We start from the raw sequence: 23,784 nt of genomic DNA, 5'->3' as shown, positions 1-23,784 counted from the left end.
CTGACACGAATGAAGGAGCACGATCATGCCCGCCACCGGCCTCGATTTCCTCTCCCTGCAGACGCGCGACCTCGACGCCTCCCAGGCGTTCTACGAGCGCTACCTCGGCCTCGTCCGCTCCCCCGCCGGGCCGCCCCACGCCGTCGTCTTCGACACGAAGCCGATCGCCTTCGCCCTCCGCAATCTCGTACCCGGCACGGATCTGGAGGCTGCGCCGCAGCCGGGTGTCGGCATCGCGCTGTGGTTTCACGCGACCGAGGTGCAGGCGATCCACGACGCACTCGTCGCCGACAACCACACGATCGTCTCCGCGCCGATCGACGGCCCCTTCGGCCGCACCTTCACCTTTGCCGATCCCGACGGCTACCACGTCACCCTCCACGACCGCCGATGAGCCCGCCCGCGCCGGCCGGCGCGAAACGGGAGCGACCAGCACGACGCACTGAGACCGAAAGCGCGCGGCTTGTTTCAGCAAGCGACTGTGCATCCACCGAAGTCCTGTTACAGACGTCTATGGCGGCGGACTGACGGCGCGTGGCCGGGGCAAGCGCGCCAGGGGCGAGCCGGCTTCGCCCCCCGGGCGCGCGCCCGAGTCGCACAGAGGGGGCATGGCTGGCGCGACGCACCTCCATGCAAGCGCGATCTGCGCTTCGCGTGAGCGGACAGCGAAGCGGCTTTGACCGAGGGGAGAAGGCGGTTTTCGGCTGGCAGGCGGCGGCCCATCCGAAGTGAAACTCCCAGTCCCGCCTCTGGGAGAAGGGCCTTTCTCGGGCCGGCTCGACGCCTCTCTCCACCCTGCCCGCCAGGCGGGGGATGGCGTCGACAGTCGCGGGTGGCGGGGAACCGCGGCACTGCGCGCCCATGGGTCCGACTCCCGCCCGTCAGAGGGTCAGCGCGCGCCAGCCACGCCGTCATACGCCTGTAACAAAAACATCATTTCATGAGCGCACCCCGGCGGCGCGCTGCGTCGCTTCCTCACATGGAGCTTTTCGCATGTCCCGTCATCCGGTCCGCATCAGCGCACTCGCGCTGTCCTCCCTGCTCTTTCTCGCCGCCTGCGGCGGCAACGACGCGCCGGCCGGCCAGACCGCCGACGGTGCACCCGCCGCGCAACAGGGCGCGCGCGATCGCGTCGCCGCCGAGATCTCCGGCGCCGGGGCCTCGTTCATCTACCCGCTGGTGTCCAAGTGGTCGGCCGACTACAACGCCGCCACCGGCAACAAGGTCAACTACCAGTCGATCGGCTCGGGCGGCGGCATCGCCCAGATCAAGGCCGGCACCGTCGACTTCGGTTCGTCCGACAAGCCGCTCGACAGCGCCGAACTGCAGGCCGCGGGCCTGGGCCAGTTCCCGTCGGCGATCGGCGGCGTGGTGCCCGTGCTCAACGTCGAGGGCCTGGCTCCCGGCCAGCTCAAGCTCACCGGCGCCGTGCTCGCCGACATCTTCCTGGGCAAGGTCGCGACCTGGAACGATCCGGCGATCGCCGCGCTCAACCCCGGCGTGACGCTGCCGGCGGGCAAGATCAGCATCGTCCACCGCTCCGACGGCTCGGGCACCACGTTCAACTTCTCCAACTACCTGTCCAAGGTCAGCGCCGACTGGAAGTCCAGGGTCGGCGAAGGCACTTCGGTGCAGTGGCCGACCGGCGTGGGCGGCAAGGGCAACGAGGGCGTGGCCTCGTACGTGCAGCAGATCAAGGGCTCGATCGGCTATGTCGAACTCGCCTACGCCCTGCAGAACGGCATGCCGTACGCCTCGCTGCAGAACGCGGCCGGCAATTGGGTGCAGCCGAGCGAAGCGAGCTTCGCCGCAGCGGCCGCGACCGCCGACTGGGCCAGCGCGCAGGACTTCAACCTGGTGATCACCAACGCCCCCGGCGCCGATGCCTGGCCGATCACTGCGACCAACTTCATGTTGATGCACAAGCAGCCCAAGGACGCGGCCCGCAGCCAGGCGACCCGCGACTTCTTCAAGTGGGCGTTCGAGTCGGGCCAGGCCCAGGCCAGCGAGCTGCACTACGTGCCGCTGCCGCCCGAACTGGTGCAGCAGATCGAGGCCTATTGGGCGGCCGAGTTCAAGTGACGGTGTGTCCGCGCCCGTGCGAGCGGGCGCGGACACGCCGCGTCCCCGCGGCGATGCGGGTTGCGCGGGTGGCGAGACCGCCCGGACCGATCGCGATGGTCGCGTCCACCCGGGGTGACCCGCCGTTCGACTGTCGAAGAGCACGTCCCGCCTGCGCGGGAATGACGGCACCCGCCACCTGCGGCCCACTCTCCTGTCTGGACATCCAATGACCGCCGCCACCGTTTCCGCCGCGTTTGATGCCCCGAGCGACCGCGACCTGCGCGACGCACGCGCCGATCGCCTGTTCCGCTTCGTCCTGACCACGACCGTGGTGCTGGTGATGCTCGCGCTCGCGGGCGCCGCGCTGTCGATGCTCTGGGGCGGCCGCGATGCGCTCGCCTCGCAGGGCCTGTCGTTCTTCACCAGCGCCGACTGGAATCCGGTCGAGAACCGCTACGGCGCGCTGGCCCCGATCGCCGGCACCATCGTCACCGCGCTGATCGCGATGATCATCGCCGTGCCGGTCAGCTTCGGCATCGCGTTCTTCCTGACCGAGGTCGCACCGCGCTGGCTGCGCGGCCCGGTCGGCACGGCGATCGAACTGCTCGCCGGCATCCCGTCGATCATCTACGGCATGTGGGGCCTGTTCGTCCTGGTGCCGGTGATGACCACCTGGGTGACGCCCTGGCTCAACGACCACCTGGGCACGCTTCCCGGCATCGGCCTGCTGTTCCAGGGCCCGCCGCTGGGCATCGGCACGCTGACTGCCGGCTTCGTGCTCGCGATCATGGTGATCCCCTTCATCTCGGCGGTGATGCGCGAGGTGTTCCTGACCGTGCCGACCCGGCTCAAGGAATCGGCCTACGCGTTGGGCGCGACCAAGTGGGAGGTCAGCTGGGACATCGTGCTGCCCTACACCCGCTCGGCAGTCATCGGCGGCATCTTCCTCGGGCTGGGCCGCGCGCTCGGCGAGACGATGGCGGTGGCCTTCGTGATCGGCAACTCGGTGCGGCTGACGCCCTCGCTGCTGGAACCGGGCACGACGATCGCCGCGCTGATCGCCAACGACTTCGGCGAGGCCACCGAGACCTACCGCTCGGCGCTGCTGCTGCTGGGCTTCGTACTGTTCATCGTCACCTTCGTGGTGCTCGCGATCGCGCGACTGATGCTGATGCAACTCGCCCGCCGGGAGGGCAAGTGATGACCGCCGTCGCCACCGTCACCGAACGCGAACGCCAGGTCGCCGACCGCCTGTATGCGCGCCGCCGCGTGCGCAACGGCATCGCCATCCTCATGGGTTGCCTGACCGCCGCGTTCGGACTGTTCTTCCTGGGCTGGATCCTGTGGACGCTGGTCAGCAAAGCCGCCGGTGGCATCAACCTGCAGTTGTTCACGCAGATGACGCCGCCGCCGATGCAGGAGGGCGGCCTGCTCAATGCGTTCTTCGGCAGCGCGGTGATGTGCGCGCTGGCGATCGCGATCGGCACGCCGCTGGGCGTGGCTGCCGGCACCTGGTTGTCGGAGTACGGCCGGGCCCGCAAGGCCGGGGTGGTCGTGCGCTTCATCAATGACATCCTGCTCTCGGCACCGTCGATCGTGCTCGGCCTGTTCGTCTACACGCTGTTCGTGATGCAGACCGGCGGCCGGTTCTCGGCGCTGGCCGGCGCGATCGCGCTGGCCTTCATCGTGCTGCCGGTCGTGGTGCGCACCACCGACGAGATGCTGCAACTGGTGCCTACGCAGATGCGCGAGGCCGCGCTGTCGCTGGGCGTGCCGCATTGGAAGGTCGTGGTGCAGGTGCTCTACCGCAGCGCGTCGGCCGGCATCGTCACCGGCGTGCTGCTGGCGCTGGCGCGCATCAGCGGCGAGACCGCGCCATTGCTGTTCACCGCGTTCGGCAACCAGTACTGGAACAGCGACGTGCTGCGCCCAATGGCGAGCGTGCCGGTGGTCATGTACCAGTACGCCGGCAGCCCCTACGAATCCTGGCAGCAGCTGGCCTGGGCCGGCGCGCTGGTGCTGACCTGTTTCGTGCTGCTGGTGAGCCTGGGCGCCCGCGCGATCCTGCTGCGCAATCGGGTGACACATGACTGACGCCGCGCCCCGCCTTCCCTATCCCACTCCTTCCTTTCGACCGGATCCGGCCATGAACGACCTGCATACCGCGCCGTCGCAACGCATCCAGCTGGCGACCCACGCCCGCGAAGTGCTGGCCCCGCGACCGGTCAAGATCGCCGCGCGCGGCCTGGACTTCCACTACGGCGACTTCCACGCGCTCAAGGGCATCGACCTGGAGATTCCCGAAAAACGCGTGACCGCGCTGATCGGGCCTTCTGGCTGCGGCAAGTCCACGCTGCTGCGCATCTTCAACCGCATCTATGCGCTGTACCCCAGGCTGGTGGCCAGCGGTGACGTGCTGCTCGATGGCGAGAACATCCTCTCGCCGCGCTATCCGATGAACCGGCTGCGCTCGAAGGTCGGCATGGTGTTCCAGAAGCCGGTGCCGTTTCCGATGACGATCTTCGAGAACGTCGCCTATGCGATCCGCCACCACGAGAAGCTCTCCAAGGGCCAGCTCGCCGAGCGCGTCGAGCAGGCGCTGACCCAGGCCGCGCTGTGGACCGAGGTCAAGGACAAGCTCGGCCAGAATGCGCTGGGCCTGTCGGGCGGCCAGCAGCAGCGCCTGTGTATCGCACGCGCGGTCGCGCTGCGCCCCGACGTGCTGCTGCTCGACGAGCCGACCTCGGCGCTCGACCCGATTTCCACCAGTCGCATCGAGCAGTTGGTCGAGGAACTGAAGGTCGACTACACGATCGTCATCGTCACCCACAACATGCAGCAGGCCGCACGCGTGTCCGACTACACCGCCTTCATGTACCTGGGCGACCTCATCGAGCACGACACCACCGAGACGATCTTCTCCAACCCCGCCAAGCGGCAGACCGAGGATTACATCACCGGCCGGTTTGGGTGAGGGGCGCACTCGGTCGAGGCCATCCGGCCTCGATCGCGCCCCGAACGCCCGGCCATGGAGGCCGGGCCGGTCGATCCGACGCCGGCGACATCCCGCCATGGAGGGCGACGCCAATCCAAAGACGAACGCGTCCGCGCCTTCCCTATCCAGGTAACCACCATGCCCACCCAACCGCACGACCACATCGTCAAGAGCTACGACGAAGAACGCAGCCGTCTGACCGGCGAGATCCTGCGCATGGGCGAGATGGCGGCCGCGCAGCTTGAATCGGCGCTGGACGTCATCGAGCGCCGCGACGACCGGGCCGCCGACCGGATCGTCGCCAACGACGATGCGATCGATATCCTCGAACGCGAGATCAGCCAGGACGTGATGAAACTCGCACTGCGCGGGCCGATGGCCCGCGACCTGCGCGAAATCCTCGCCGCGCTGCGCATCGCCGCCGACATCGAGCGCATCGGCGACTACGCGGCGAACGTGGCCAAGCGCTCGACCGCGCTCAACCTCTCGCCGCCGCTGCCGCATACCCGCGGCCTGGCAGTGCTGGGCGAACTGGCCGTGCGCCAGGTGCGCGAAGTGCTGGCGGCGTTCCGCAACACCGATGCCGACGCGGCCCAGCGCGTACGCGCCCAGGACGTGGAGATCGATACGGTCTACACCAGCCTGTTCCGCGAACTGCTGACCTACATGATGGAAGATCCCCGCGCGATCACACCGAGCACCCATCTGCTGTTCATGGCCAAGAACATCGAGCGCATCGGCGACCACGCGACCAACATCGCCGAGAACATCTGGTTCCTCGAACACGGCGACGACGACCTGCCGCCGCGCGAGAAGCGCGACGGCACCAATACGGTCGTCTGAACGACGGGCCGCGTGCCGGTTCCTGCTGCCGATCCAGCGCGACGCTCTGCTAGGCTTGCGCGCATGCCTGAGATCGACGCGCCGGCCGCTGCCGCCCCCACCGCCCTTGTGCCGATGGCCCGCCGCTTCCGTGGCTTCCTGCCCGTCGTGGTCGACGTGGAGACCGGAGGCTTCGATGCACGCCGGCACGCGCTGCTGGAGATCGCCGCGATCCCGCTCGACCTCGATGCCGACGGCCGTCTGGTCGCCGACGCATCGGCGCATGCGCACGTCGAGCCCGCGCCGGGCACGACGATCGATCCCAAGTCGCTCGAAGTGACCGGCATCGACATCCACCATCCGTTCCGCTTCGCCAAGCCAGAGCGCGATGCGCTCGAGCACGTGTTCGCGCATGTGCGCGCGGCCATGCGAAGGCACCAGTGCCAGCGCGCGATCCTGGTCGGCCACAACGCGCATTTCGACCTGGGGTTCGTCAACGCCGCGGTCGAGCGCAGCGGCCACAAGCGCAATCCGTTCCACCCCTTCAGCGTATTCGACACCGTCACGCTGGCCGGCGTGGCCTACGGCCAGACCGTACTGGCCCGCGCGGTGCAGGCCGCCGGCTTGCCGTGGGACCAGACACAGGCGCACTCGGCGCTGTACGACACAACGCTGACCGCGCAGCTGTTCTGCCGGATCGCCAACGCTTGGCCGGCGATGGGCGCCCCGCCGCCGCCGGATGAAGCCGCCGACCTCAGTCCACCGCCCGACGCAGCGTGATCAGCGCGATCTCCGACGGCACGCCGATCCGGGTCGCAAAGCCCGGCCACAACCCGGCGCCGTTGCCGACGTACAGTTGCATGCCGTCGACCGGATAAAGGCCGGACACGAAGCCACCGTTCGCGCGCGCGACCAGACGGTCCATGCCGATGATGTGGCCACCGTGGGTGTGGCCGGACAACTGCAGCGCCACCCCGCGCGCGGCATGCGCGCGGGCTTCGCCCGGACGGTGGTCGAGCAGGATTACCGGCGCCTTCGGATCGACGCCGGTCAGCGCAGCCGCGGCATCGGGCTGCGGCAGGCCGTAGCGCGCGGCGATCGGATCGGTGACGCCGGCGACGGTCAGCGCCGCATCGCCACGCGCGATCCGCAGGTGCGCGTTCTCGAGCACCGTCATACCCAAGGCCGCGAACGCGTCCATCCATTCGCGGTACTGGCCGTAGTACTCGTGATTGCCGGTGATCGCGATGACGCCGTCGGGCGCGCGCAGTTCGGCGAACGGACGCACGTCATTGGCGCGCGTCCGCACGCTGCCATCGACCAGATCGCCGGTGATGACGATCAGGTCCGGATGCTGCGCATTCGCACGCGCGACGACCTCGGCGACCCAGTCGCCGGTCAGCAGTCGGCTGGCGTGGATGTCGGTCAGCTGCAGCAGCCGATAGCCCTCGAACGCCGGCGGCAGGTCGGCGATCGCGATCTCGACCTGGCGGACCTGCGGCACCGCCATCGCCTGCCAAGTGCCGTACAGCGACAGCAGCAGCGCCAGCGCGGCCGCCCCCGGACGCAGCGAGCTAGCGCGCAACGCCGACAGTGCCCCCTGCCGGCGCAACGCCCAGGCCGCGAGCGTGGCGATGTCCAGCACCAGCACCAGCAGCGCCGTGAGCAGCAGCGCCACGAACCCGGTGCCGAGCGCGGCGATGACCAGCGTCGGCAGCTCGGGCGAGGCCATGCTGCCGGCAAAGCGCGCAACGATGCGGTGATGCAGTGCCAGCCCGCAGATCAGCGCCGCCAATGCGACACGCAAGGGCCACGCGCAGCGCAATGGCAGCACCAGACGCAGCGCGAGATAGGAGGCGAGGACGAGGGCGACGACACTGAGCACGACGGATTCCAGGCAGCAACTGGCCGGCGCGTGCGAGACGTGCCGACGTGGGGCCGGCTATGGTCTTCGATGCGAGGTATCGGTGCCAGCATCGCGATGGCGGCGATTCACCTGTCTCGCAGCAGTCACCGAGCGCCGAACCGCAGCCCTCGGCGCTTTCCTGGTGCTTCGCCAAACCAGAGGACAACCGGGGTCAGAGTGCAATTTTCGCCTTGCGAAATTTGGACTCTGACCCCAGTTTTTCGATGGCCATCTCCGCGTGTGGGAGAAGACCTTTCTTTCGAGATCAGTCGCGCAGGTCAGCCGGCGAGTTTGAGGCCGATGATGCCGGCGACGATCAGCGCCAGGCTGATCAGGCGTCCGGGACTGGCCGCATCGCCCATCAGCACGATGCCCAGGATCACGGTGCCGACCGCGCCGATGCCGACCCAGACCGCGTACGCGGTGCCGACCGGCAACGTGCGCATCGCGATCCCCAGCAGGCCGACGCTGATCGCCATCGCCGCCAGCGTGCCGACACTGGGCCAGAGCCGGGTGAACCCGTGCGTGTACTTCAGGCCGATCGCCCAGGCGATCTCGAACAGACCGGCCAGCACGAGAATGATCCAGGACATGACATACCTCCATCGTGGCGATGGGGCCGTCCCCGGATGTAGATGGAGCGGCGGGGTCGTCCCCGCTTCCTGCGCGGCATTCTGGCGCAGGCGCTGCCGCAAGGGATGACCGCGGCCTGACCCACTGCGGTCGAACCAGGATGCGCCGGCGTCGGACGCGCCGTGATCGGACGCGTTGCCGTCAGCGCGGACCGGTCACCCGACTGCGGGCGCTCAGCGTCCGGACGATGCCGAACAGGCTGATCGCGATCCAGGCCAGCTGCATCACCAGCACGGTCACATCGAAGCCGCCATAGAGCGAAAGCACCACGCCGATGGCGCCGAACAGATTCAGCAGCAGATACGGCAGGCCGGCGCCCGACAACCGCGTCACCTGCAGCAGGAAGTACGCCAGCACGATCAGCGACGCGCCGACGATGCCGCACCATTGATGCCAGAGCAGGTCCATGCCGTTCTCCTCTACGCGAAAACCGATCGCATCATCCGCCCGCCCGTTCCGGCGGGCAAGCAGGGCTCAGCCCAGGCGCTGGCGCACGGCTTCGAACAGCACCACGCCCGAGGCGACCGAGACGTTGAGGCTCTCCACGCCGCCGGCGGCGTCGGCGCCGGGCATCGGGATGGTGACCAACTGGTCGCAATGCTCGCGGGTGAGCCGGCGCAGGCCGTCGGCCTCGCCGCCGAGCACCAGCGCGACGTTGCCGCGCAGGTCCAGGCCGTACAACGAGGCGCTCGCCTCGCCGGCCAGGCCGTAGATCCACACGCCGAGCTTCTGCAGGTCGCGCAGGCTGCGCGACAGATTGGTCACGCGCACGACCGGAACATGCTCGGCGGCGCCAGCAGACGTCTTGCGCACCGTGGCGTTGACCTGCACCGCCTTGTCCTTGGGGATCAGCACCGCTGTGACCCCGGCCGCCGCCGCGCTGCGCAGGCAGGCGCCCAGGTTGTGCGGGTCCTGCACGCCGTCGAGCACCAGCAGCAGCGCGCGGCCTTCGGCGGCCTCCACCAGGCCCTCGAGTTCGTTCTCGTCCCAGGTCCGGGCCGCCGCGTAGCGGGCGACCGCGCCCTGGTGGCGCAGGCCGCCGGCGACGCCGTCCAGCGCCTGCTGCGCGACCCGACGCACGTCGATGTCGCGGCGACGCGCGGCGGTCTCGATCTCCACGATCCGCGGGTTCTTCGCCCCGGCCTCGAGCAGCACTTCGCGTACGTTCTCGGCGTCGTGTTCGACGGCCGCGGCGACGGCATTGATGCCGACGATCCACTGGTTCTGTTTGCTGCTCATGCGTCGGGCTTCGGCGTTGGGGGTCTCACACGTTTCGGGGCCGGGACCCGGGCCCCGGCCCCGAAGGGGCGTCCATTCTACTGGTAGGGCGCCTTCTCGCGCTTCGCCGGCTTGCCGCGCGGCGGCGGCGGTTTCGGCTCGCCGGGCTGCGGCGCGCCCTCCTCGACCAGGCGGAAGTCGATCTTGCGGTCTTCCAGGCTGGCCTTGAGCACGAGGATGCGCACACGGTCGCCGAGCCGGAACTCGCGGCCGGCGCGCTCGCCGGTCAGCATCCGGCGCACCGGATCGAAGCGGTAGAAGTCGTTCGGCAACTGGGTCACATGCACCAGGCCGTTGACCTTCGACTGGTCGAGCTCGACGAACAGCCCGAAGCTGGTCACGCCGCTGATGACGCCGTCGAACTGGCCACCGACATGCTTCTCCATCCACGCTGCGCGGTAGCGCTCATCGACCTCGCGCTCGGCTTCGTCGGCCCGGCGCTCGCGCTCGGAGCACTGCAGCGCCAGGCTTTCCATCATCCGCGGCGTGTAGTCGAACTTCGCCAACGGCTTGCCCGAGAGCACATGCTTGATCGCGCGATGGACCAGCAGGTCGGGGTAGCGGCGAATCGGCGAGGTGAAGTGGGCATAGGCTGCGAGCGCCAGGCCGAAGTGGCCCAGGTTCTCGGTCGAATAGACCGCCTGGCTCTGACTGCGCAGCAGCACCGACTCGAGCAGCGTCGCGTCGCTGCGGTCGCGGATCTTCTTGAGCAGATTGGTGAAGTCCTTGGGCTGCACCTTCGCCCACGGCGGCATGCGCAGCGCGAATTCCTTCAGAAACTCCAGCAGGTCGGTGTACTTGGACTCCGGCGGCTTGTCGTGCACGCGGTAGGGCGCGGGAATGCCCGCCTCGAGCAGGAAGCGCGCAGCCTCCACGTTCGCGGCGATCATGCATTCCTCGATCAGCTTGTGCGCGTCGTTGCGCACCAGCATGCCGGCCTGGGTGACCTCGCCGCGGTTGTCGAGCACGAAGCGCACCTCCGAGCTTTCGAACTCGATCGCGCCACGCTTGGCCCGCGCCTTGGCCAGCACGCGGAACAGCTGGTGCAGGTACTCGACCTGCGGCAGCAGCAGTGCGCCGATCGACGCACGCGCGTCCTCGTCCTGCTCGCCCACCGCCTTCCAGACCTGGGTGTAGGTCAGCCGGGCGTGCGAGTTCATCACCGCCTCGTAGAACTTCGCGCCGGTCACCTCGCCGTCGCGGCCGACCTGCATGTCGCAGACGAAGCACATCCGGTCGACCCGCGGCATCAGCGAACAAATGCCGTTGGACAGGGTCTCGGGCAGCATCGGCACGACAAAACCCGGGAAATACACGCTGGTCGCGCGCAGCTGTGCTTCATCGTCGAGCGGCGTGCCCGGCCTGACGTAGTTCGAAACATCGGCGATCGCCACCACCAGACGGAAACCGTCGCGGTTGGGCGCGCAATACACCGCGTCGTCGAAGTCCTTGGCGTCTTCGCCGTCGATCGTCACCAGCGGCAATGCGCGCAGATCGACGCGGTCGCCGAGCATGCGCTCCTCGACGTTGAGGGGCACCGCCGCGGCCTCGTCGAGCACCGGCTGCGGGAACTCGTGGGGCAGATGGTGGCCGTGGATCGCGGCCTCGACCACCAGCGACGGGGTCAACGCATCGCCCAGCACCGCGAGCACCTTGCCGATCGGCGGCCGCCGCGCGTCGCCCGGGGCGACGATCTCGCAGACCACCAACTGGCCGTCCTGCGCGTCGAGCCGCGCGTCCTGCGGGATCTGCACGTTGCGCTGGATCCGGCGGTCGTCGGGCACCACGAAACTGATGCCCGACTCCACCGAAAACCGGCCGATCAGCCGGGTCGTGCGGCGTTCGAGCACTTCGACGATGACGCCGGCGCGGCGGCCACGTGCATCGACGTTGGTCAGGCTGGCCATCGCGCGATCGCCGTGCATGACCTTGCGCATCTCGGCCGGCGGCAGGAACAGGTCGTCGCCGCTGCCGCTGTCCGGGCGCAGGAAGCCGAAGCCTTCCGGGTTGGCGATGACGGTGCCGGGGATCAGGTCCAGCCGTTTGGCCGGCACCAGCCCGCCGCGGCGGTTCTGCAGCAACTGGCCCTCGCGCAGCATCGCGGCGAGCCGCTTGCCGAGCGCATCGAAGCGCTCGGGATCCGTCAGCTCGAGCGCCTGCGCCAGTTCGGTCGCGGTCTGCGGCCCGGGGGCGTCGGCGAGCAGTTGCAGGATTGCCTCGCGGCTGGCGATCGGATTGGCGTAGCGGGCCGCTTCGCGGTTGGCGTGCGGATCGTCGCTCCGGCCGCCGCGCGACGCCGGCGGGCGTGGCGCAGGCGGGGCGGATGCGACGGGTCTGTCAGACGGGCGCGACCCCGAGCGCGCGCCCGAGCGCAGCGCACGCTGCAGACCGGGGTCGGGCATCCAGGGCGGCAACGAGGCTGCCGGCTTGCCGCTGTGGGAGGATCCGCCGGCCTCGCCGCGTTTGGCGGCCGGGGCGGGACGTTCGGAATCGCGGCGACTGCCGCGCTTGCTGGGAGGTTTTGCCATTGCGGCCATGGTACACCCCACGCCGCGAGGCCCGCGTCGAGAGCGGTTGGCGCACCCTGCAGGTCGCCCCCCTGCTATCGCAATTCAGGGCCAGTACGACGTACCGAACCCTAAAGCGTGCCCCTTCTTCCAGCGGGCCACTGTGCCCGCCCGAAGTCGGGTTGCGAAGATCCGCACAGCGGACTGACGGCCGATGGCCGCGTCGAGCGCGCCGCTCGCAAAACCGGGGTCAGAGTGCAATTTAGCCGCGCGAATTTCACTCTGACCCCGGGGTTGGACCCCGGTTTTGCGAGGGCTGGCGCCCGAGTCAAGTCAAGGCGACTTGGCATTGCGCATTTGGAAAATGGCCCACAAAAAAACCCGCGCTTGGCGGGTTCGTTGTCGCAGTCGGTAAGGCTGCGTGACCTGGTGCCCAGGAGAGGACTCGAACCTCCACGGAGTTGCCCCCGCTAGCACCTGAAGCTAGTGCGTCTACCAATTCCGCCACCTGGGCAGGTCAGACGCGCATTTTGCGGTGCGCGTGCGCGGCTGTCAACGCGCGGCATTGGACCGTTGGCCGAGGCGGCCTCAGGCGCGCGGTGCGTCATCGGCCTGCCCCGCGTCCGCCTCCTGCTGCTCGCGATCGAGCGAGGCCTGCACCATCGCCTCGCTGACCCGGAACTCCGCACCGATCGGCGAGACCTGCACCACCGGCTCGAACGGCGCAGCCGGCAACGGTGCCGGCGAGGTGCTGCGTCGCCACAGGAACACGCAGGCCAACAGCAGGTTGAGCACCAGAAACGACCAGAACAGCCCCTGCGTGCCGACCTGGTTCATGACCCGCGCGATCATCAACGGGCTGAGCGCGGCGCCGACGGAGTTGACCAGCAGCAGGCCCTGGATCAGCCGCACCAACTCATCGGACGCGGCGCGGTCGGCCGAGTGGCTGACGGCGACCGGATAGATCGCAAACACCCCGCCGCCGAGCAGGAACAGCAAGGCCGCCAGCAACCAGCGCTCGTCGGGCAGCCACAGGATCGCCAGCGCCAGCGCCGCGCACGCCAGGCTCAGTACCAGCAACACCACCTGCCGGTTCTGCCGGTCCGACCAGCGACCGACCGGGTACTGCAGCACCATCGCACCGAGAATCGTGCAGGCCATCAATTGACCGACCTCGGCCACGTCCATGCCCACGCGCTGCAGATAGATCGGCAGCAGGGTGTAGATCGCCGCGATCGCCACGCCCGAACCGAAACAGCCGAGCACGCCCGATGGCGTCACCCGCAGCAGGTCGCGCGGCGTCAGCGGTTCGATCGCCCCGGCTTCGGGCGAGACCCGCGGCAGGATCACCACCGGCAACACCGACAGCGAGCCGAGCATGCCTGCGACCATGAACGGCGCCATCGCGCCCCAGCCGTCGATGACGCCCAACTGGAGCTGGCCGAGCATGCCCGAGCCGTACAGCGCGATCATGTAGACCGCGAGCAGCCGCCCGCGCATGCGCGAATCGCCCGCGAGCAGCAGCCAGCTCTCGACCACCAGGAAGATGCCGACGATCGCCCAGCCGTTGATCAGCCGGAACACGAACCAGGCCCAGGGATCGAACACCAGCCCCTGCAGCAGGAACGTCACCGCAGTCAGCGAGGCGAAGCTGCTGTAGGCCCGGATATGCCCGATCCGTGCGATCAGCCGGTCGCTGAACATCGCGCCCAGCGCCAGACCGACGAAGTACGACGAGGACACGATGCCGATCATCGTGTCCGACACGCCGGCCGCGTCCAGCCGCAACGCGGTCAACGACGACACGAAGCCATTGCCCAGGCAGACGATGAACAAGCCCAGCAGCGGACCCAGGACCAGCTTCAGCAGTGCTCGGGACACGACGCGCGCGCTCCTGTCCGCTGGCGCCGGGACCGTGCGGACCGGTCGGCAGGACGATCGCCATCGGACACGCCCGGCGCGTGTCGCGACGCCCTTCCCGGCCGCAGTCGAAAGCGCGTGTCAGGAACGGCAGGGACAAAAAAACCCGCACTCGGCGGGTTCGTTGTCGCAGTCGGTAAGGCTGCGATGACCTGGTGCCCAGGAGAGGACTCGAACCTCCACGGAGTTGCCCCCGCTAGCACCTGAAGCTAGTGCGTCTACCAATTCCGCCACCTGGGCAGGTCAGGGCGCGTATGTTGTCGATCCGCGCACGGCTTGTCAACGCATTCAAGGGCGATCCCGCAGGCCCGGCGCAAGCCACGTGCAGAAGGCCGGGGGGGCAACGGCTTCCGGCCGTCGCCGCGTTCGCGGCACGCACTGCACGCACCGGCGACATCGCCGCAGCTACACCACGACTGTGGATCTGCCGTCGCTGCCGTCGCCCTGCGCCGGCCAGGCGCCTTCCTCCCGCCCACAGGACCTACCCGATGGCGCCGCTGCAGCCGATGGATGCTCGAGCCAGGCAGGCCGCCTGGCTGCACGACCTGCGCAATGCGGCCAATGGCGTCGGCATCGCGCTGGAGATGATCGAGCTGTTGCTCCAGCACGACGATCGCCCGGCCGTCGTCCGCAGTCTGGCGCGCGCGCAACACGGCTGCGCGCACCTGCTCGCGCTGGTGCGCGCGCCGATCGAAGGCGAGACGGACGAGCCGACGTAGCCGCCGCACGCCCTGGCTGCAGTCGCTGCGTGGACTCAGGCCTGCGGTTGCCGCTTGGCCAGGACATCGCGCATCGCCGCCGCCAGGGCATCCATCGACAACGGCTTGCTCAGGTGGGCGTCGAACCCCGAGGCACTCGCCTCCTGGATGTCGCTGGGCCGGGCATAGCCGCTGAGCGCCACCAGCGCGAGTCGATCGGCCCCGGCCAGCGCACGCGCCTGGCGGGCGAACGCGTAGCCGTCCATGCCGTCCATGCCGATGTCCGACAGCACCAGGTCGAAGACCTGCGCATCGAGCCGATCGAGCGCATGGGCCGCATCGTGGCAGACCACGACCGAGGCGCCCTGCAGTTCCAGCAACTGCGCCAGCCCGTCGGCGGTGCCGACATCGTCGTCGACAACCAGGATCCGCAGCCCGTCCCAGCGCATCGCCTCGTGTCGGCCATCCGATTCGCCCGGCCCGAACAATGGGTAGGTGAAGCGCGGCAGCCACAGCGTGAACGTGGCCCCCCGCCCGGGGCCGTCGGAATGCGCTTCGATCCGGCCGCCGTGCAGGTCCACGAGCTGGCGCACCAGCGACAGCCCGATGCCCAGGCCGCCGCCCCGGCCGATCGCATGGCCGGTGCCCTGTCCGAACAGGTCGAAGATCCGCGGCAGCGACTGCGCATCGATGCCCTGCCCGGTGTCGCGCACGCGCAGCCGCACATAGTGCGCCTCGCCCCCGACCATCAGCGAGATCTGTCCGCCCTGCGGCGTGAACTTGATCGCGTTGCTGAGCAGGTTCCAGACGATCTGCTCGATCCGCGACGCATCACCGCGCACCATGATCGGCGCGTCGGGGATCTGCATCCCGAACGCGATGCCCACCGATGCCGGATCCAGTCGCGCGACGTCCACCAATTCGGTGACGACCATGCCCACATCGACCGGTTCGGGCTTGAGCGTGAGCTTGCCGGTGCGGATGCGCGACATGTCGAGCAGGTCGTCGATGATCTTGGTCTGGCTGCGGATCGCACGCCGCACGGTCTCGATCGAGGCGATCGCGCTCGACGACTCGCGCACGCCGGGCAACCGGGCCATCAGCTCGGTGTTGACGCTGATCAGGTTCAGCGGATTCTTCAGCTCGTGCGACATCACCGCGAGGAACTCGTCGCGCAAGGTGACCGACGTCTCGGCTTCGTAGCGTCCCGCCCATGAGCGCGCGCCGCCCTGGCGCCTGGCGCCGAGCAGCAGCACGTACGCGACCACCTCGTCCTGCGCGCGGATCGCCGACAGCGCGACCCGGCACTGGATGCGATCCCCGCGGCAATTGCGGTACCAGCGCAGCCCCTCGACCGCCATGCCGGCCCCAGCCTGGACGAAGTCGTGCTCGGGCTGCCCGCTGTCGCGCTCCTGCTGGCCGTAGAGCGCGTCCACCCGCGTGCCCAGCAGGTCGCGCTCGCCATAGCCCAGCAGGTCGACGACGCCGCCACTGGCGGAGATCACCTGCCGCTGGCCGTCGGCGACCAGGACCGCGACATCGGTCGGGGCCAGGACACTGGCGTCGGCCTGGCCCCGACGCTCGCCCGCGGAGCGCAGGCTGGTGGTGTCGATGAAGGTCAGCACCGCGCCGTCGATCCGGTTTCCGGCGGTGCGGTAGGGCACCACGCGCGCGACGTACCCCTTGCCGTCGGTGCTGCGGATCTCGCGTTCGATCGGTTGCAGGGTCTCGAACGCGTTGCCGGCATCCTCGCCCAGTTCGGGATACTCCAGCCGGTGGGTGATGTCGAGCAGGCAGCGGCCGACATCGCCGGGAATGATGTTGAAGATCAGTTCGGCCTTGGGCGTGTAGCGCTTGATCCGCAGCCCGGCATCGACGAACACGGTGGCGATGTCGGTGGCGCTGAAGAAGGTCTGCAGCTCGTCATTGATCTTCGCCGTTTCCTCGACCTTCGACTTCAGTTCGTGGTTGACGCGGATCAGTTCCTCGTTGACCGACCGCAGCTCCTCCTTGCTGGCCTCCAGTTCCCCGGTCGCCGAGCGCAGGGCGGCCTTGATCGATTGCAATTCTTCGTTGGAGGCCTCGGACTGCGCGATCGCGACCTGCAGCCGGTCTCGGGTGCGCTGGAGTTCCTGTTCCAGCTGCAGCAGCGCCTCGCCGTCACCGGTGCGCCGATCGTCCACGGGCGGCGGCGCATGGGCCGCGAGCACACGCTGGTGCACTTGGGCGAGGATCTCCAGGATGTCGCGGATCGCCCGCTCGCGCGCCTCACCAGTCGACGGCGCGGTCGCTGGATTGTGCTCGGCCCGCGGCTCGGGGCGCGGCAGTTGGATCTGCCTGGCATCGCGCCACAGCGCCACGAGCTTGCCCGGGATCTCGACCGCCGGCAGCACGAAATCCACGCAACCGCTGGCGATCGCGCTGCGCGGCATGTCCTCGTACTCGGCATCTTCGGGCAGTTGCGCGATCGCCACCCCGCCCTGCGCCTTGAGGCGCGCCAGGCCGACGCTGCCGTCGCTGCCGGTGCCCGACAGCACGATGCCGATCGCCCGGTCCATGTGCGCATCGGCGAGCGTGCGAAAGAACGCGTCGATCGCGATGTGCCGCCCCGCCGGCCGGTCGACGGCGCGCACCCCAAGGTAACCGTCGTCCATCGTCAACGACGTCGTCGGCGCGATCACATAGACGTGGTTGGGCTCGATCGGGGTCGGCGCGTTGACCTCGATCACCGGCATCGGCGTGCAATGCCGCAGCTCCTGGCTGGCCTGGCGCTGGTGCCGCGGCGACAGATCCAGGATGACCACATAGGCCAGGCCGCCGGTCGCCGGGGCCTGTTCGAACAGGCGACGCAACGCGGCCAGGCCGCCGGCCGAGGCGCCGATGCCCACCACCGGAAACGTCAGCGGGCGGCGCAACGCCCCGCCCTGACCATACGGCACCCCGGCGTCGCGGTCGGTCATCGTGGATCACGCCCGGTCGTCATGACCGGCATCATGCGCCGCCCGCCTGTTCGATCCAACACACGGCCGTGACGCGGCCATCGCCATCGGCGCCCGGTCGGGCGCCTGCGGACCGTTACAGCCCTGCGGTGGTGCGCAGCGTCGCCAGGTCGACGAGGTCGATGCGGCGAGGATCGTCGAAGGCGAGCGCACCGGCCTGGCGCAGCTTGGTGAAGCTGCGGCTGACGGTCTCGATCGTCAGCCCGAGATGGTCGGCGATATCGGCACGGGTCATCGGCAGATCGACGCGATCGACGCGGCCACCGCGGCGCTGCTGGCGCTCGGCCATGTCGACCAGGAAGCCCGCCAGCCGTTCGCTCGGGCCGAGCCGGCCCAGCAGCATCAGGCTGGCCCGGGTGGCGTCGAGCTCGGTGCAGGCCTGTGCGAGCATGCCGGCCTCGAGCTCGGGATAGCGCTCGCACAGCCGGCGCATGTTCTGCATCGGGAATACGCACAGCACGCACTCGTTGATCGCCTCGATCGTGTGCTTGTAGTGCGCCGCGCTGCTGAAGCCGATGAAATCGCCTTCCATCAGAAAGCCGGCGACCAAGCGGCGGCCGTCGGGCAGCAGCCGCACCCGGCGCAGCATGCCGCGGGTCACGGTGTAGACGTCCCGGCGCGGACCGCCCTCGTGGACCAGCGTGGCGCCGGCCGGCAGCACGACCTCGCCGACGGCGGCCTCCAGGGCATGGGTCTCGGAGGCGGGCAGTGCGGCGCAGACCGCCAGATGCCGGCTCAGGCAGGCCTCGCAGCCCGAGTGGGAAGCACGCCGGGGCGCGCCCGACAGCGGATGGCGGGCGCCAGAGGAGGCGGGGTCGGAGACTCCGCGCGCGCGCAGCTTGGTATCCATGGGACAGCATGATAGCGCGACCGAGCGCGATTCCCGCACCCGCGCCCCATCGGCCCGGCCTCGGCCGGCGGCTCGTCCCCTGCGACCGGCACCCGCTAGAATCGCCGGCTCCCCCGCAGCCGCAGTCCCGATGACCGAGTCCGTCCGCCCCGCCTTCCATGGCTTCGAGCAGCTGCCGCTGCGCGAGTTCGCCGAGCGCGCCTACCTCGACTACTCGATGTACGTGGTGCTCGACCGTGCGCTGCCGTTCATCGGCGACGGCCTCAAGCCGGTCCAGCGCCGCATCGTCTACGCCATGAGCGAGCTGGGCCTGGGCGCGGCCGCCAAACCCAAGAAATCCGCACGCACCGTCGGCGACGTGATCGGCAAGTACCACCCGCACGGCGACAGCGCCTGCTACGAGGCGCTGGTGCTGATGGCCCAGCCGTTCTCCTACCGCTACCCCTTGATCGACGGCCAAGGCAACTTCGGCTCCAGCGACGACCCCAAGTCGTTCGCGGCGATGCGCTACACCGAGTCCAAGCTGACCCCGATCGCCGAGATGCTGCTCTCCGAGCTCGGCCACGGCACGGTCGACTGGACCGACAACTTCGACGGCACGCTCGAAGAGCCCTCGTGGCTGCCGGCGCGGCTGCCGCACCTGCTGCTCAACGGCACCACCGGCATCGCGGTCGGCATGGCCACCGACGTGCCGCCGCACAACCTGGGCGAGATCGTCAGCGCCTGCGTGCGCCTGATCGACGATCCCGACGCCAGCGTGCGCGACCTGTGCGAGCACGTGCGCGGGCCCGACTACCCGACCAGCGCCGAGATCATCACCCCGGCGTCCGATCTGCTGCAGATGTACGAGACCGGCCACGGCAGCGTGCGTGCCCGCGCGACGTTCGACAAGGAACACGCGAACATCGTCATCACCGCCCTGCCCTACCAGGTCTCGCCGTCGAAGGTGATCGAGCAGATCGCAGCCCAGATGCGCGCCAAGAAGCTGCCGTGGCTGGAGGACATCCGCGACGAGTCCGACCACGCCAACCCGGTACGCGTGGTCCTGGTGCCGCGTTCGAACCGGGTCGACGCCGAGCAGTTGATGGGGCATCTGTTCGCGACCACGGACCTGGAGAAGAGCTACCGGGTCAACCTCAACGTCATCGGTCTGGACGGCAAGCCGCAGGTCAAGCATCTCAAGGCGCTGCTGAGCGAATGGCTGCAGTTCCGCACCGACACCGTCACCCGCCGGCTGACCCATCGGCTGGAAAAGGTCGAGCGCCGCCTGCACCTGCTCGACGGTCTGTTGATCGCGTTCCTGAATCTCGACGAGGTGATCCGCATCATCCGCACCGAGGACGAACCGCGTGCAGTGCTGCAGGCGCGCTTCGACCTGAGTGACGAGCAGGTCGACTACATCCTCGAGACCCGCCTGCGCCAGTTGGCGCGGCTGGAAGAGATGAAGATCCGCGGCGAGCAGGCCGAGCTCGAGGCCGAGCGCGATCGTCTGATCGCCACGCTCGCCAGCAAGGCCAAGCTGCGCAAACTGATCAAGGACGAGTTGCTGGCCGACGCCAAGAAGTTCGGCGACGCCCGCCGCTCGCCGCTGGTCGTGCGCGGCAGCGCGCAGGCACTGGCCGAGACCGATCTGGTGCCCAGCGAGCCGGTGACGATCGTGGTCAGCGAGAAGGGCTGGGTGCGCGCCGCCAAGGGGCACGATGTCGACCCGGCGGGGCTGTCGTACCGCGAGGGCGACCGCCTGCTGGCGTTCGCACGCGGACGCAGCACGCAGCAGGTCGCCTTCCTCGACTCGAACGGCCGCAGCTATTCGACGATCGCCCATTCGCTGCCGTCGGCGCGCGGTAATGGCGAGCCGCTGACCGGCCGCTTCTCGCCGGCCGCAGGCGCGGCGTTCCAGACCCTCGCCTCCGGCGACAACGACAGCCGCTTCGTCGTCGCGTCTTCGCACGGCTACGGCTTCGTGACCCGCTTCGAGAACCTCACCGGCCGCAACAAGGCCGGCAAGGCGATGCTCTCGCTCTCGCCCGGCGCCGCCGTGCTGCAGCCGGCGGCGGTCCGCGATGCCCAGGCCGATCGGCTGGTGGTGGTCACCAGCGCCGGCCACCTGCTCGCGTTTCCGGCCGCCGAGTTGCCGGAACTCGACAAGGGCAAAGGCAACAAGATCATCGAGATCCCCAAGGCCAAGCGCGGCACCGAGCAGGTCGTCGCGCTGGCCGTGGTCTCGCCGGGCGGGGCGCTGCTGGTGCAGTCGGGCACGCGCACGATGACCCTGGCCTTCAAGGAACTCGACGCCTACATTGGCGCGCGCGCCAGCCGCGGCGGCCTGCTGCCGCGCGGCTGGCAGAAGGTCGAGGGCCTGTCGGTGGCGTGACGGCCTGCGCCGTCGCCCACCTTCAACTTTTCGGAGCCGGCATGGATCCAGAGTTCTGGCACGCACGCTGGCGCACCCAGCGCATCGGCTTCCACCGCGACGCACCGCTGCCGCTGCTGATCACGCACTGGCCGGCCCTGCACCTGTCGGCAGACGCCCGCGTCTTCGTGCCCCTGTGCGGCAAGTCGCTGGACATGGTGTGGCTGGCCGAGCAGGGCCATCGCGTGCTCGGGGTCGAGCTGTCGGAACTGGCCGTGCGTGCATTCTTCGACGCGTGCGGGCTCATCCCGCAGGTCCACGACACCGCAGCCGGCCGGCACTATGTCGCCGGCCCGTTCGAGCTGATCGTCGGCGATGCATTCGCACTCGATGCGGCCATCCTGGCCGATTGCGCGGCGGTCTACGACCGGGCGGCGCTGATCGCATTGCCGCCGGAGCTGCGCGCGACCTATGCCGCGACCGCGTGGCACCGGTTGCCGGCCGGCTGCCGCGGGCTGCTGGTCACGCTGACGTACCCGCAGCATGAGAAAGCCGGCCCCCCCTTCTCGGTCGACGCCGATGCGGTGCATGCGCTGCTCGATGCCGATTGGCGCGTGGACCTGGTCGAGCATCGCGACATCCTCGCCAGCGAACCGGATTTCGGCACCAGCACGCTGTCGACCGAGGTCTGGCAGGTCGCGCGCCGCGACTGACGCCCGGCACGGCGCGCGCCCCGCAGGGCTTCAGCCCACGCCGGCGTGGGTGCCTTCCGCCTCGCCCATGCGGCTTTGCTGGTAGTTCTGCAGGCCGATCATCTCGATCAGGCGCAGTTGCTTCTCCAGCCAGTACGTGTGGTCTTCCTCGGTGTCGGAGAGCTGGGTCACCAGTACCTGGCGGCTGACGAAGTCGCCATGGCGCTCGCACAGCGCGATGCCCTGGGCGAGGTGGTCGCGCACGGCGTACTCGAGCGCGAGGTCCTTGCGCAGCATCTCCTCGACCGTGCGACCAGGCTCGAACGCCTCCGGGCGCATGTCCGGATCGCCCTCCAGGAACAGGATGCGACGCAGCAGCGCATCGGCGTGCTGGGTCTCCTCTTCCATTTCATGGTTGATCCGCGCATAGAGCTGGTGCAGGCCCAGGTCTTCGTAGCGGCGCGAATGGATGAAGTACTGGTCGCGTGCGGTAAGCTCGCCGCGCAACAGGAACTTCAGGTAGTCGACGACTTCGGGATGGCCTTTCATCGGGGGGCTCGCAGGTCCGGGAATGGGCGCAGTATGCCCAGTCGTCCGCGACGATGATCGGATGCAAATGCATGCATTTCGCATTCTCAGGGACAGCCACGTAGACTCGCCCGCCCCTTCGCCTTTGCGTGGATGCGCAGATGAAGATCGGTATCGATTTCGGCACCAGCTATTCGGCCGCCGCCGCGCGCGTCGGCGACCGCCTCGAACACATCCGCTTCGGCGGGCAGGCGCAGTTCCGCACCGCGGTGTACTTCCCGCGCGCCGTGCCCGACGCGGCCGACTTCGCGCTGACCGACGCGATGGAGGCGCAGGTCGCCGAGATCATGCGCGACCTCAAGGCCGCGCAGACCCGCGCCGGCACCGCGGCGCGCGGCGAATCGCAGTTGCGCGGCGACGCGGTGCGCATCGTGCGCCGGCAGTGGATGGAACAGCAGATGCGCGAGGCTCAGACCTCGGTCGCCGACCTGCAGGACGCGGTGTTCGGCGAGGAGGCGATCGAACGCTACCTCGAGGACGGCACCGGCAACCTGGTGCAGTCACCCAAGTCGATGCTCGGTTTCAATCTGCATCCGCGCGCCCGCACCACCATCGCCGGCATCGCCGCGCACATCCTCGAGCACATCCGGCTCACGGCGAGCCGTCAGCTGGGCACCGTGGTGCGCGAGGCGACGCTGGGCCGTCCGGTGCGCTTCCGCAGTTCGATGGGCGAGGCCGGCGGGGAACAGGCGCTGGCGATCCTGCGCGAGGCGGCGGGCATCGCCGGTTTCGACACCGTGCACTTCCTCGAAGAACCGGCCGCGGCCGCGCTGCATCACCACGCGATCAGCCCGCAGCGCCAGACCACCCTGGTCGTCGATATCGGCGGCGGCACCACCGACATCGCGCTGGCGAGCATCGGCGGCGATGCTCCGCCGCAGGTGCATCGGGCCTGGGGCATCGCCCATGGCGGCACCGATGTCGATATCGCGCTGAGCCTGGCCCGCGCGATGCCGCTGTTCGGCAAAGGCGTCACGCGCACGCCGGTGCACCATTTCGTCGAGGCCGCCACCGTGCAGGACCTGCCGCGCCAGCGCGAATTCCATCGCCACGACTACCGCGACGTCGTGGCGCCGTACGGCGCGCGTCTGCAGGCGCTGCAGGACGAGGGCGGTACCACCCGGCTCTACCGCGGGATCGAGACCATGAAGGTCCGGCTCAGCGATGACGCCACGGCCGTGCAGCCGCTCGACTTCATCGAGCCGGGCCTGTCGGTGGACGCCGGCCGCGCCGATCTCGAGGCCGCCGCCGCCCGCTTTCTCGATCAGATCGGCGGACTGCTCGATGAGGTCCGCGCCGACCTGCCGCAGCCGCCCGACAGCCTGTTCCTGACCGGCGGCATGTCCGGCGCCCCCTATGTACAGGCCGCCGCGCGGGCGCGGTTCCCCCAGGCCCGGGTCGTTCGCGGCGACCCGTCGCTGGGCGTCGTCTCGGGACTGGCCGAGCACGCGTCCAACACGCCCGCCGCCGCGGGCTGAG

20 protein-coding genes and 2 tRNA genes are annotated in these 23,784 nt (G+C 69.3%); 11 read left to right on the top strand and 11 right to left on the bottom strand.

Features of this window, described 5'->3' with window-relative positions; translation table 11 throughout:
• Positions 1-25 precede the first annotated feature (25 nt).
• The 7 genes from ABE487_RS03880 (at position 26) to rnt (ending at position 6,661) form a co-directional block, all read left to right on the top strand.
• Positions 26-394, top strand: a complete 369-nt coding sequence (locus ABE487_RS03880; RefSeq protein ID WP_346444007.1) for a VOC family protein — start codon at positions 26-28, stop codon at positions 392-394.
• Positions 395-993: 599 nt separating this feature from the next.
• On the top strand, positions 994-2,082 hold the full coding sequence (pstS, locus tag ABE487_RS03875; RefSeq protein ID WP_346446526.1) for a phosphate ABC transporter substrate-binding protein PstS: 1,089 nt from the start codon (positions 994-996) through the stop codon (positions 2,080-2,082).
• A gap of 208 nt (positions 2,083-2,290) precedes the next feature.
• Positions 2,291-3,265: a phosphate ABC transporter permease subunit PstC gene (pstC, locus tag ABE487_RS03870; protein ID WP_346444004.1), complete on the top strand. Its 975-nt coding sequence runs from the start codon at positions 2,291-2,293 to the stop codon at positions 3,263-3,265.
• On the top strand, positions 3,265-4,158 hold the full coding sequence (gene pstA / locus ABE487_RS03865) for a phosphate ABC transporter permease PstA (RefSeq protein ID WP_346446527.1): 894 nt from the start codon (positions 3,265-3,267) through the stop codon (positions 4,156-4,158). Before pstC ends, pstA begins: the two co-directional genes overlap by 1 nt.
• 52 nt (positions 4,159-4,210) lie before the next feature.
• Positions 4,211-5,038: a phosphate ABC transporter ATP-binding protein PstB gene (pstB, locus tag ABE487_RS03860; protein WP_346452367.1), complete on the top strand. Its 828-nt coding sequence runs from the start codon at positions 4,211-4,213 to the stop codon at positions 5,036-5,038.
• 159 nt (positions 5,039-5,197) lie between these two features.
• The gene (gene phoU / locus ABE487_RS03855; RefSeq protein ID WP_346446531.1) at positions 5,198-5,902 is read left to right on the top strand and encodes a phosphate signaling complex protein PhoU; all 705 of its coding nucleotides are present in this window, start codon (positions 5,198-5,200) and stop codon (positions 5,900-5,902) included.
• 63 nt (positions 5,903-5,965) lie between these two features.
• Entirely contained in the window at positions 5,966-6,661 is a 696-nt protein-coding gene (gene rnt, locus ABE487_RS03850) for a ribonuclease T (RefSeq protein WP_346452366.1), read from the top strand.
• Here rnt and ABE487_RS03845 read toward each other — a convergent pair.
• From ABE487_RS03845 to ABE487_RS03810, 8 genes are all read right to left on the bottom strand, one after another.
• Positions 6,636-7,766 (bottom strand): metallophosphoesterase, encoded by a 1,131-nt coding sequence (locus tag ABE487_RS03845; protein ID WP_346452365.1) that lies wholly within the window; start codon positions 7,764-7,766, stop codon positions 6,636-6,638. The two genes, rnt and ABE487_RS03845, sit on opposite strands and share 26 nt — an antisense overlap.
• A 299-nt stretch (positions 7,767-8,065) precedes the next feature.
• Positions 8,066-8,380 carry a quaternary ammonium compound efflux SMR transporter SugE gene (gene sugE, locus ABE487_RS03840; RefSeq protein WP_346443995.1) on the bottom strand — a complete coding sequence of 105 codons (315 nt, stop codon included), beginning with the start codon at positions 8,378-8,380 and terminating at the stop codon, positions 8,066-8,068.
• 181 nt (positions 8,381-8,561) lie between these two features.
• A complete protein-coding gene (locus tag ABE487_RS03835; protein ID WP_346452364.1) occupies positions 8,562-8,828 on the bottom strand; it encodes a hypothetical protein in 267 nt (88 codons plus the stop codon).
• A 66-nt stretch (positions 8,829-8,894) separates the two neighbouring features.
• Positions 8,895-9,659 carry a 23S rRNA (guanosine(2251)-2'-O)-methyltransferase RlmB gene (gene rlmB / locus ABE487_RS03830; protein ID WP_346452363.1) on the bottom strand — a complete coding sequence of 255 codons (765 nt, stop codon included), beginning with the start codon at positions 9,657-9,659 and terminating at the stop codon, positions 8,895-8,897.
• 77 nt (positions 9,660-9,736) lie between these two features.
• Positions 9,737-12,226, bottom strand: a complete 2,490-nt coding sequence (gene rnr / locus ABE487_RS03825; RefSeq protein WP_346452362.1) for a ribonuclease R — start codon at positions 12,224-12,226, stop codon at positions 9,737-9,739.
• A gap of 406 nt (positions 12,227-12,632) precedes the next feature.
• Positions 12,633-12,719: transfer RNA gene (locus ABE487_RS03820), tRNA-Leu, on the bottom strand.
• Positions 12,720-12,793: 74 nt separating this feature from the next.
• Positions 12,794-14,086, bottom strand: a complete 1,293-nt coding sequence (locus ABE487_RS03815; RefSeq protein WP_346443990.1) for an MFS transporter — start codon at positions 14,084-14,086, stop codon at positions 12,794-12,796.
• Between the two features lie 192 nt (positions 14,087-14,278).
• A tRNA-Leu gene (locus ABE487_RS03810) sits at positions 14,279-14,365 on the bottom strand.
• A 248-nt stretch (positions 14,366-14,613) separates the two neighbouring features.
• On the opposite strand from ABE487_RS03810, the gene ABE487_RS03805 reads away from it, so the two are divergent.
• Complete coding sequence (locus tag ABE487_RS03805; RefSeq protein WP_346443989.1) at positions 14,614-14,844, top strand: hypothetical protein; 231 nt, start codon at positions 14,614-14,616, stop codon at positions 14,842-14,844.
• 35 nt (positions 14,845-14,879) lie between these two features.
• Here ABE487_RS03805 and ABE487_RS03800 read toward each other — a convergent pair whose 3' ends face one another.
• Complete coding sequence (locus ABE487_RS03800; protein ID WP_346452361.1) at positions 14,880-17,783, bottom strand: chemotaxis protein CheB; 2,904 nt, start codon at positions 17,781-17,783, stop codon at positions 14,880-14,882.
• A gap of 115 nt (positions 17,784-17,898) precedes the next feature.
• Positions 17,899-18,672: a Crp/Fnr family transcriptional regulator gene (locus tag ABE487_RS03795; protein ID WP_346443985.1), complete on the bottom strand. Its 774-nt coding sequence runs from the start codon at positions 18,670-18,672 to the stop codon at positions 17,899-17,901.
• 130 nt (positions 18,673-18,802) lie between these two features.
• Here ABE487_RS03795 and parC point away from each other — a divergent pair, with 130 nt between their 5' ends.
• Positions 18,803-21,046, top strand: coding sequence for a DNA topoisomerase IV subunit A (gene parC / locus ABE487_RS03790; RefSeq protein WP_346452360.1), 2,244 nt, complete (start codon positions 18,803-18,805; stop codon positions 21,044-21,046).
• 41 nt (positions 21,047-21,087) lie between these two features.
• Positions 21,088-21,738 (top strand): thiopurine S-methyltransferase, encoded by a 651-nt coding sequence (locus ABE487_RS03785; protein ID WP_346452359.1) that lies wholly within the window; start codon positions 21,088-21,090, stop codon positions 21,736-21,738.
• Positions 21,739-21,768: 30 nt separating this feature from the next.
• Here ABE487_RS03785 and bfr read toward each other — a convergent pair whose 3' ends face one another.
• Positions 21,769-22,266 (bottom strand): bacterioferritin, encoded by a 498-nt coding sequence (bfr, locus tag ABE487_RS03780; RefSeq protein WP_346452358.1) that lies wholly within the window; start codon positions 22,264-22,266, stop codon positions 21,769-21,771.
• 140 nt (positions 22,267-22,406) lie between these two features.
• Here bfr and ABE487_RS03775 point away from each other — a divergent pair, with 140 nt between their 5' ends.
• On the top strand, positions 22,407-23,783 hold the full coding sequence (locus ABE487_RS03775) for an Hsp70 family protein (protein ID WP_346452357.1): 1,377 nt from the start codon (positions 22,407-22,409) through the stop codon (positions 23,781-23,783).
• Position 23,784 lies beyond the last annotated feature (1 nt).

This window comes from Luteimonas sp. TWI596 (genome assembly GCF_039674105.1).
GTDB lineage: Bacteria > Pseudomonadota > Gammaproteobacteria > Xanthomonadales > Xanthomonadaceae > Luteimonas.
Note: the sequence above shows the minus strand (reverse complement) of the source record. Positions and strands in the feature narration are given on the sequence as shown.